Origin of the sequence: Streptomyces sp. NPDC060205 (assembly GCF_042728395.1) — a bacterium.
Classification (GTDB): Bacteria; Actinomycetota; Actinomycetes; order Streptomycetales; family Streptomycetaceae; genus Streptomyces.
In genome coordinates this window covers 1-9,253 of the sequence record NZ_JBHWZP010000348.1, presented here as the reverse complement: position 1 = coordinate 9,253, position 9,253 = coordinate 1, and the positions used below count along the sequence as shown (strand labels likewise).

General features: G+C 68.7%; 8 protein-coding genes and 1 riboswitch. Of the genes, 4 read left to right on the top strand and 4 right to left on the bottom strand.

The features are described 5' to 3' along the window. The first annotated feature begins 86 nt into the window (after window positions 1–86). From def to ACFWGJ_RS37245, 3 genes are all read left to right on the top strand, one after another. Window positions 87–737, top strand: a complete 651-nt coding sequence (gene def / locus ACFWGJ_RS37255; RefSeq protein ID WP_387333401.1) for a peptide deformylase — start codon at window positions 87–89, stop codon at window positions 735–737. A gap of 347 nt (window positions 738–1,084) precedes the next feature. Continuing rightward, window positions 1,085–2,170, top strand: coding sequence for an epi-isozizaene synthase (cyc1, locus tag ACFWGJ_RS37250; protein ID WP_387333402.1), 1,086 nt, complete (start codon window positions 1,085–1,087; stop codon window positions 2,168–2,170). Continuing rightward, complete coding sequence (locus ACFWGJ_RS37245) at window positions 2,167–3,537, top strand: cytochrome P450 (RefSeq protein ID WP_387333400.1); 1,371 nt, start codon at window positions 2,167–2,169, stop codon at window positions 3,535–3,537. Before cyc1 ends, ACFWGJ_RS37245 begins: the two co-directional genes overlap by 4 nt. 57 nt (window positions 3,538–3,594) lie before the next feature. On the opposite strand, the gene ACFWGJ_RS37240 is transcribed toward ACFWGJ_RS37245, so the two are convergent. After that, entirely contained in the window at window positions 3,595–4,560 is a 966-nt protein-coding gene (locus tag ACFWGJ_RS37240) for a helix-turn-helix domain-containing protein (RefSeq protein WP_387333399.1), read from the bottom strand. A 93-nt stretch (window positions 4,561–4,653) separates the two neighbouring features. Here ACFWGJ_RS37240 and ACFWGJ_RS37235 point away from each other — a divergent pair, with 93 nt between their 5' ends. Beyond that, a complete protein-coding gene (locus ACFWGJ_RS37235) occupies window positions 4,654–4,908 on the top strand; it encodes a hypothetical protein (protein WP_387333398.1) in 255 nt (84 codons plus the stop codon). Here the strand turns inward: ACFWGJ_RS37235 and ACFWGJ_RS37230 are convergent. From ACFWGJ_RS37230 to ACFWGJ_RS37220, 3 genes are all read right to left on the bottom strand, one after another. Further along, a complete protein-coding gene (locus tag ACFWGJ_RS37230) occupies window positions 4,821–5,846 on the bottom strand; it encodes a ribonucleotide-diphosphate reductase subunit beta (RefSeq protein WP_387333397.1) in 1,026 nt (341 codons plus the stop codon). The genes ACFWGJ_RS37235 and ACFWGJ_RS37230 overlap by 88 nt on opposite strands. Further along, window positions 5,846–8,254 carry a ribonucleoside-diphosphate reductase subunit alpha gene (locus ACFWGJ_RS37225; protein ID WP_387333396.1) on the bottom strand — a complete coding sequence of 803 codons (2,409 nt, stop codon included), beginning with the start codon at window positions 8,252–8,254 and terminating at the stop codon, window positions 5,846–5,848. Before ACFWGJ_RS37225 ends, ACFWGJ_RS37230 begins: the two co-directional genes overlap by 1 nt. A 138-nt stretch (window positions 8,255–8,392) precedes the next feature. After that, window positions 8,393–8,598, bottom strand: a riboswitch (cobalamin riboswitch). A gap of 44 nt (window positions 8,599–8,642) precedes the next feature. Then, a complete protein-coding gene (locus tag ACFWGJ_RS37220) occupies window positions 8,643–9,161 on the bottom strand; it encodes a GNAT family N-acetyltransferase (protein ID WP_387333395.1) in 519 nt (172 codons plus the stop codon). Window positions 9,162–9,253: the final 92 nt, after the last annotated feature.

Here is a 9,253-nt window from a genome sequence, read left to right as displayed (position 1 = left end):
CCCCTGCGGGGCGGCTCCTGTCAGGGGCGACCCGTACCCTGTATCCGCATCGCAACCCTGTTTTCCGAGGAAGGCTTACGTCGGTCATGGCGCAGCAGGACACTGAGCAGCAGCACTCCGGAGTGCTCCCCGTGGACGACGAGGGCTTCGTCATCGACACCGAGAACCCTCAGGAGCGCGAGGCGGCCTACCGCGGACGCGGGACCTCCCGGCCCATCACGGTCGTCGGGAACCCGGTGCTGCACAAGGAGTGCAGGGACGTCACGGACTTCGGGGACGACCTCGCCCGGCTGGTCGACGACATGTTCGCCAGCCAGCACACCGCCGAGGGCGTGGGCCTGGCCGCGAACCAGATCGGCGTCGACCTCAAGGTCTTCGTCTACGACTGCCCGGACGACGAGGGCAAGCGGCACACGGGCGTGGTCTGCAACCCCGTGCTCGTCGAGCTGCCCGCCGAGCGGCGCCAGCTGGACGAGAGCAACGAGGGCTGCCTGTCGGTGCCGACCGCGTACGCGCCGCTGGCCCGCCCCGACTACGCCGAGGTCACCGGGCAGGACGAGAAGGGCAACCCGATCAAGGTGCGCGGCACGGGCTACTTCGCGCGCTGCCTCCAGCACGAGACGGACCACCTGTACGGGTACCTCTACATCGACCGGCTCTCCAAGCGCGAGCGCAAGGACGCGCTGCGGCAGATGGCCGAGAACGAACCGCGCTACCCCGTCGTCGCGAACGACTGAGAACCTTCGCGGACCTCCGGAACGCCTGTGAACGTCTGCGGACGTCTGTGACACAGAACGACAACCGGGGCGTGAGCGTCCCGCGCCCACGGCGCCTGGTCGGATTCCCTTCCGACCAGGCGCCGTTCGTCTGTGCGTAGCACGTTCGATCCCTTGTGCGCCTGTAATGATCCATATTCAGTCACACATAGGGAGATTCTCGGCATCGTGGGGTAGTGAGCGAAGCAAATCCGTTCCCAGAACGGTCAGTTGTGGTGCTGAATGGGAAGTGCGGGGATACGCAACGGCGCACGCCCGGCACAGCGGGAGGGGCGTGTCGTCAACAGGCGGCTGAGAGGGGTTTGTTCGTGCCTGCTTTCCCACAGAGCACCTCAACGACGTACACCTCGGCCCTCGTTCCACCGGCGCTCTCTCTTCCGGTGATCGAGGCCGAGTTTCCCCGTCAACTCCATCCGTATTGGCCGAAGCTCCAGGAGAACACCAGGGTCTGGCTCCTGGAAATGCGCCTCATGTCGGCGGCGAAGGTCGAGGCATATGCCGATGGGCTTTGCTACACCGACCTCATGGCGGGCTTCTACATTGGCGCGCCCGATGAGGTCCTCCAGGCGATAGCGGACTACAGCGCGTGGTTCTTCGTCTGGGACGACCGCCACGACCGTGATGTCATCCACGGTCGGCCGGAGGCCTGGCAGCTGCTCAGGACGCGGCTGCACGCGGCCCTCGACTCCCCGAAGGAGCATCTGTACCACCAGGACCCCCTGGTGGCGGGGTTCGCGGACAGCATGGTCCGGCTGTACTCGTTCCTGGGCGAGGGATGGAACGCGCGCTTCGCCGACCATTTCCACACGGTCATCGAGGCGTACGACCAGGAATTCCGCAACCGGGTGTCGGGCATTGTCCCGACCGTCGAGGAATACCTCGAACTGCGGCGGAACACATTCGCGCACTGGATCTGGCTCGACCTGCTGGAACCGAGCGCGGAGTACGAGCTGCCTCTCTTCGTGCGGGAGAACCCCGCGTTTCGGAGGGCTGCTCTGCTGTGCCAGGATTTCGCCGCCTGGTACAACGACCTGTGTTCTCTCCCCAAGGAAATCGCGGGCGACGAGGTGCACAATCTCGGCATCAGTCTCATTCATCACGAGGGAATGCGACTGGAAGAATCGGTCAAGGAAGTCAGGCGGCGGGTGGAGGAATGCATCACTGAATTCCTCGACGCCGAGAAGGAGGTATTGAGGTACGCGGAAAGGATCGACAACGGGTCCGCGCGCGGCGCCGAACTAGCGGCTGCCGTACGGGCGTGCCTGTTCAACATGCGGAATTGGTTCAGCTCCGTGTACTGGTTCCACCACGAGTCGGGACGGTACATGGTCGACAGCTGGGACGACCGCACCACACCCCCGTACGTCAACAACGAAGCGGCAGGTGAGAAATGACCGTCGAGTCGGTACGGTCCGCTGCACACCAAGCGGCAGAACTGTCCACGCCGCCCCTGGCCCAAGGCGGCGTCCCCGGGCTCGGGCACGGCCTGAAACTGGTCCGCGACCCGCTGGGTTTCCTCTCCCGGCTGCGCGACCAGGGCGAGGTCGTCCGGCTGAAGCTGGGCCCCAAGACGGTGTACGCCGTCACCACGCCGGCCCTCACCGGGGAACTGGCCCTGAGCCCCGACTTCAAGATCGACGGACCCCTGTGGGAGTCCCTGGAAGGCCTGCTCGGCAAGGAGGGAGTGGCGACCGCCAACGGCTCGCGGCACCGGCGGCAGCGCCGGACGATCCAGCCCGCCTTCCGGCTGGACGCCATCCCCGGCTACGGGCCGATCATGGAGGAGGAGGCGCACGCCCTCGCGGAGCGCTGGCGGCCCGGCGAGACGATCGACTGCACCGCCGAGTCGTTCCGCGTCGCCGTCCGCATCGCGGCCCGCTGCCTGCTGCGCGGGGACTTCATGGATGAGCGCGCCGAGCGGCTGAGCATCGCCCTCGCCACGGTCTTCCGCGGCATGTACCGCCGTATGGTCGTTCCCGCGGGAGTGCTCTACAGGCTTCCGCTTCCGGCCAATCGTAAATTCGACCGCGCATTGGCCGATTTACACCTCCTGGTCGACGAGATCGTGGCCGAGCGCCGTGCATCTGGTCAAAAGCCGGACGATTTGCTGACAGCATTGCTGGAAGCGAAGGACGAGAATGGCGAGCCCATCGGGGAACAGGAGATCCACGACCAGGTCGTCGCGATACTCACCCCCGGAAGCGAAACGGTCGCTTCCACGATCATGTGGCTTCTGCAGGTCCTCGCGGAACACCCGGAACACGCGGACCGCGTACGCGAAGAGGTCGAATCGGTCACCGGCGGCCGTCCTGTCGCATTCGCGGACGTGCGGAAGCTGTCCCACACGAACAATGTCGTCGTCGAGGCCATGCGGTTGCGTCCCGCCGTATGGATATTGACGCGCCGCGCCCTGACCGAAACCGCACTCGGTGGGTATCGCATTCCGGCCGGGGCCGACATCGTCTACAGTCCGTACGCGATACAGCGCGACGCGCGTTCGTACGACGGGCATCTGGAGTTCGACCCCGATCGCTGGCTTCCGGAACGCGCGAAGGACGTCCCGAAGTACGCGATGAGCCCGTTCAGTGTGGGCAACCGGAAGTGCCCGAGCGACCACTTCTCGATGGCCCAGCTCGGGCTCGTCACGGCGGCGGTGGCCTCGCGCTGGCGGCTGGAACAGGTGTCCGAGTCGAACGACACCACCCGCGTCGGCATCACCCTGCGACCGCACCGGCTGCTGCTGAGGGCCGTGCCGAGGTGAGCGCGGCTCGTGCCGAGGTGAGCGCCGTCGTACCGCGCTGACCACCCCCGCGCACGTTCAGGCGGCCTGCGGGCCCCTGAACGTGCGCCGGTACGCGTTCGGTGTCGTCCCCAGCGAGCGGACGAACTGATGGCGCAGCGCGGCCGCCGTCCCGAACCCCGTGCGGTCCGCGATGAAGTCCATCGTCTGGTCGGTGGCCTCCAGCAGCTCCTGCGCCAGCAGCACCCGCTGACGCAGGAGCCAGCGGTACGGGGTGGTCCCCGTCTCCTGCTGGAAGCGCCGGGCGAAGGTGCGCGGCGACATGTGCGCGCGGGCGGCGAGCTGTTCGACGGTCACCTCCTCGTCGAGGTGGCGCTCCATCCAGGCGAGCACCGCACCGACCGTGTCGCACTGCGAGCGCGGCAGCGGCCGTTCGATGTACTGGGCCTGGCCGCCGTCGCGGTGCGGCGGCACCACCATGCGCCGCGCGATGCTGTTGGCGACCTCCGGGCCCTGCTCCTTGCGGACGATGTGCAGACAGGCGTCGATGCCGGAGGCGGTGCCGGCGGAGGTGATCACCGGGTCCTCGTCCACGTACAGCACGTCCGGTTCGACCTTCGCGAGCGGGTGGCGGGCGGCCAGCTTGTCGGCGTGCCGCCAGTGGACCGCGCAGCGCCGCCCGTCGAGCAGTCCGGCCGCGCCGAGCACGAAGACCCCGGAGCAGACGCTCAGCACCTTGGTGCCGCGGTCGGCGGCCCGGACCAGGGCGTCGAGCAGCGCGGGCGGGTAGGTGCGCCCGATGTAGTGGCTCCCGGCGGGCACGACGATGAGGTCGGCCTCCTCCAGCCGGTCGAGCCCGTACGGCGTGGAGAGCGTGAAACCCGGGACGTGGGTGGCGAGGGTGGGCCCCTCGGCCGAGGCGACCGCGAAGTCGTACACCGGAAGTCCCTCGTCGCTGCGGTCGAGGCCGAACACCTCGCACACGACGCCGAGTTCGAAGGGATGCGCGCCGTCGAGCAGGACGGCGGCCACGTTGGTCAGCATGCTGACAGTGTGCACCCGCGCTGGCAGGAAATCGAGGGTGTGCGGCAGTCCTGCCACTGATGGTAAGGAGTATCCGGCGCGACAGTGGTGTCCATGAATACGACACAGCTGGAAGGCCTGATCGGAATGCTCTTCGTCCTCGGAATCCTCGTCCTGCTCGTCCTCCCCGCGGTGTTCGGCATCGTGCGCGACCGGCGCGTCGACCGTCAGCTCAGGGAGGCCGAACAGGGCCCCGCCCAGGAGCGGGGCCCCTCGAAGGGTCAGAAGTCCTCGTCGAGGTCGACCGTCCCCTCCACGGCCACCTGGTACGCCGAGGGCCGGCGCTCGAAGAAGTTGGTCAGCTCCTGAACCCCCTGCAGCTCCATGAAGGAGAACGGGTTCTCGGAGCCGTACACCGGGGCGAGGCCCAGGCGCTGCAGCCGCTGGTCGGCGACGCACTCCAGGTACTGCCGCATCGACTCGGTGTTCATGCCGGGCAGGCCCTCACCGCACAGGTCGCGCCCGAACTGCAGCTCGGCCTCGACGGCCTCGCGCATCATGTCGGTCACCTGCTGCCGGAGCTCCTCGTCGAAGAGCTCCGGCTCCTCCTTGCGGACGGTGTCCACGACCTCGAAGGCGAAGCTCATGTGCATCGTCTCGTCGCGGAACACCCAGTTGGTGCCGGTCGCGAGTCCGTGCAGCAGACCCCGGCTGCGGAACCAGTAGACGTACGCGAAGGCCCCGTAGAAGAACAGGCCCTCGATGCACGCGGCGAAGCAGATGAGGTTCAGCAGGAAGCGGCGGCGGTCGGCCTTCGTCTCCAGCCGGTCCAGCTTCTCCACCGAGTCCATCCACTTGAAGCAGAACTCGGCCTTCTCACGGATGGACGGGATGTTCTCGACCGCGGCGAACGCGGCGGTGCGGTCCTCCGGGTCGGGGAGGTAGGTGTCGAGCAGCGTCAGATAGAACTGGACGTGCACGGCCTCCTCGAAGAGCTGACGGCTCAGATACAGCCGCGCCTCGGGGGAGTTGATGTGCTTGTACAGCGTCAGGACCAGGTTGTTCGCGACGATCGAGTCGCCCGTCGCGAAGAACGCGACCAGCCGGCCGATCATGTGCTGCTCACCCGGTGACAGCTTCGCCAGGTCGGAGACGTCCGAGTGGAGGTCGACCTCCTCGACGGTCCAGGTGTTCTTGATCGCGTCCCGGTAGCGCTCGTAGAAGTCCGGGTAGCGCATGGGCCGCAGGGTCAGCTCGAAGCCCGGGTCGAGAAGGTTCTTCTCGGTCTTCTCAGGTGCGGTGGTCATTACTGGCAGGCCTCGCAGGACTCGGGGTTCTCAAGGGAGCAGGCGACCGCCTCGGGGTCGGCGGCCTGCTGGACGGGGATGGTGCTCTCGGGCCGCGCCTCGGGCACGCTCTGCGCCTGGGCGGCGCGGGCGATGCGGGTCGCCGGGCGCGAGCGCAGGTAGTACGTCGTCTTCAGCCCCGACTTCCAGGCGTACGCGTACATCGAGGAGAGCTTGCCGATGGTCGGCGTCTCCAGGAACAGGTTCAGCGACTGCGCCTGGTCCAGGAACGGGGTCCGGGCGGCGGCCATGTCGATCAGACCGCGCTGCGGGATCTCCCATGCCGTGCGGTACAGCTCGCGCACGTCCGCGGGCACCCAGGTGAAGCCCTGCACCGAGCCGTTGGACTCGCGCAGCGCTTCCCGGGTCTGCGCGTCCCACACGCCGAGCTTCTTCAGCTCGGCCACCAGGTAGGAGTTGACCTGGAGGAACTCGCCGGACAGCGTCTCGCGCTTGAACAGGTTGGAGACCTGCGGCTCGATGCACTCGTACACGCCCGCGATGGACGCGATGGTGGCGGTCGGCGCGATGGCCAGCAGCAGCGAGTTGCGCATGCCCACCGCGGCGATCCGCTCCCGCAGGGCCGCCCAGCGCTCCGGCCAGTTCAGCTCGACGTCGTAGTGGTCGGGGTGCAGCACACCCTGGGCGGTACGGGTCTTCTCCCAGGCGGGCAGCGGGCCGTTGCGCTCGGCGAGGTCGGCGGACGCCTCGTACGAGGCGAGCATGATCCGCTCGGCGATCCGGGTGGACAGGGCGCGCGCCTGCGGCGAGTCGAACGGCAGCCGCAGCTTGAAGAAGACGTCCTGCAGACCCATCGCGCCGAGGCCCACCGGACGCCACTTGGCGTTGGAACGGCCCGCCTGCTCGGTCGGGTAGAAGTTGATGTCGACGACCCGGTCGAGGAAGGTGACGGCGGTCCGCACGGTCGCGTCGAGGCGCTCCCAGTCGATGTCGCCGGCGTCCGCGTCCACGAAGGAGCCGAGATTGACCGAGCCGAGGTTGCAGACCGCGGTCTCCCCGTCGTCCGTGACCTCCAGGATCTCGGTGCACAGGTTCGAGGAGTGGACGGTGTGACCGGGCAGCGCCGTCTGGTTGGCGGTGCGGTTGGCTGCGTCCTTGAAGGTCATCCAGCCGTTGCCGGTCTGCGCGAGGGTACGCATCATGCGGCCGTACAGATCACGGGCGGGGATGGTCTTCCTGGCCAGCCCGGCGGCCTCCGCCTCGCGGTAGGCGGCGTCGAACGCGTCGCCCCACAGGTCGACCAGCTCGGGCACGTCCGAGGGGGAGAACAGCGACCAGTCGCGGTTCTCGTTCACCCGGCGCATGAACTCGTCGGGGATCCAGTGCGCGAGGTTCAGGTTGTGCGTACGCCGGGCGTCCTCACCGGTGTTGTCGCGCAGCTCCAGGAACTCCTCGATGTCGGAGTGCCAGGTCTCCAGGTAGACCGCGGCGGCGCCCTTGCGCCGGCCGCCCTGGTTCACCGCGGCGACCGAGGCGTCGAGGGTCTTCAGGAACGGGACGATGCCGTTCGAGTGCCCGTTCGTGCCGCGGATCAGCGAACCGCGCGAACGGATCCGGGAGTACGAGAGCCCGATGCCGCCCGCGTGCTTCGAGAGACGGGCCACCTGGTGGTAGCGGTCGTAGATCGAGTCCAGCTCGTCCAGCGGGGAGTCGAGGAGGTAGCAGGACGACATCTGCGGGTGGCGCGTGCCGGAGTTGAAGAGCGTGGGGGAGGAGGGGAGATAGTCCAGGCGGCTCATCAGCCGGTACAGGGAGGCGACTTCGTCGACGGATCTGGTCGTGTCGTCCTCGGCCAGCCCGCTCGCCACCCGCAGCATGAAGTGCTGGGGCGTCTCGATGACGGACCGCGTGATCGGGTGCCGCAGCAGGTACCGGCTGTGCAGCGTGCGCAGCCCGAAGTAGCCGAAGCGGTCGTCGCCCGCCAGATCGATCAGCGTGTCGAGCCGGGCCGCGTGCAGGCGTACGAACTCGGCCGTGCGGTCGGCGATCAGGCCCTCGCGGTGGCCGACGGCGACCGACTCCGAGAAGGAGCGCACGCCCTGCGAGGCGGCCTCCGCGGCGATGGTCACGGTCAGCAGCCGGGCGGCCAGCTTCGAGTAGACCGGGTCCTCGGAGATGAGACCGGCGGCCGACTCCGTGGCCAGCTCGCGCAGCTCCGCCGTGTCCGCGGCGGCGGACCGGCCGCGCAGCGCGGCGGCGGCGACCCGGCCGGGGTCGGCGCCGGGGAGGTCGGCGGTGAAGTCGGTCAGGATCCGCAGCAACGCGGTTCCCGGTCCGTCGGCCTCGGCCCTGTCCTGCTGGTCCCGGGTCGCTGTCGCGGAGACCGGATCGGCTGGCGCGATGGTCACGTGGGGCTCTCCCTCGCTCGGCACGGGGGCCTCGGCGGGAGAGGGTTCGGGGCACACGGGGGTACGCGCCCTGGGCAGCGGTACGCCGCGTCCACCGGCCCACTCCACGAGGCCCGGACGTCATGCACCCGGGCCGGACGGCCTGGGCGCGCTGTCGGCAGGTCCTCGGACTGACTCCCGTACGCGGTATGCGGGCACGCGGACATCCGGTGTCGGACATCTGGGCATGCGGGCATATCACGTACAAGTACACCGTTGCGGGACAGTTCCGGATTCGCACCGGATTCCCCTGCGACGACAGCGAGCATGAGCATACATCTTGTGCCGGGCTCCGGAAGCACCCCCACATGTTGTGTCGTGTCGGCTCCGGACGGTGTAGCGGAGGGTGTCAGAGCGTCAACTCGTAGGTGAGGAGCAAGAGGTCGTCCAGCTCCGGGATGGGGTTCCAGTCCCGGACGGGGGTACGGGTGAAGCCGAGGCGCTCGTAGACGCGGTGGGCGCTGTGCATGGTGCGCTGGGTGGACAGCACGACGGCACCGCAGCCGGCCGTGGCCCGGGCGCGGTCGACACAGGCGCGCACCAGCAGGGTTCCCACGCCCCGGCCGCGGGCCTCCTTCGCGACGGCCAGCATCCGCAGCTCGGCCTCGCCGGCGCGGGCGATCTCGGCCATGGGCCCGCCGCCGGCCGGCACGAAGGTCACGGTGCCGAGGACGAGCCCGCCGCCGGTCGCCTCGACGGCGACCAGGACGTCGGACGCGGCGGCGCGCTTCGCGGCGTCGCGCAGTTCGGCGAGGTACCTGTCGCTCTCGCCGAAGTCGAGGAGGCCGTCCTTGAGGTACGCCTGCGCGGTGAGCTCGCCGACGGCGGGGTACTCGGCGGGCTCGGCCCGCCTGATCACGATGTCCATGCGCGACATTCTCGCCCCGGCCGCCCCTTCCCTTCCCGTCCCTGGGGGCTGCGCCCCCAGACCCCCATGTCGCGCTGCGCGCTCCCGCGCAG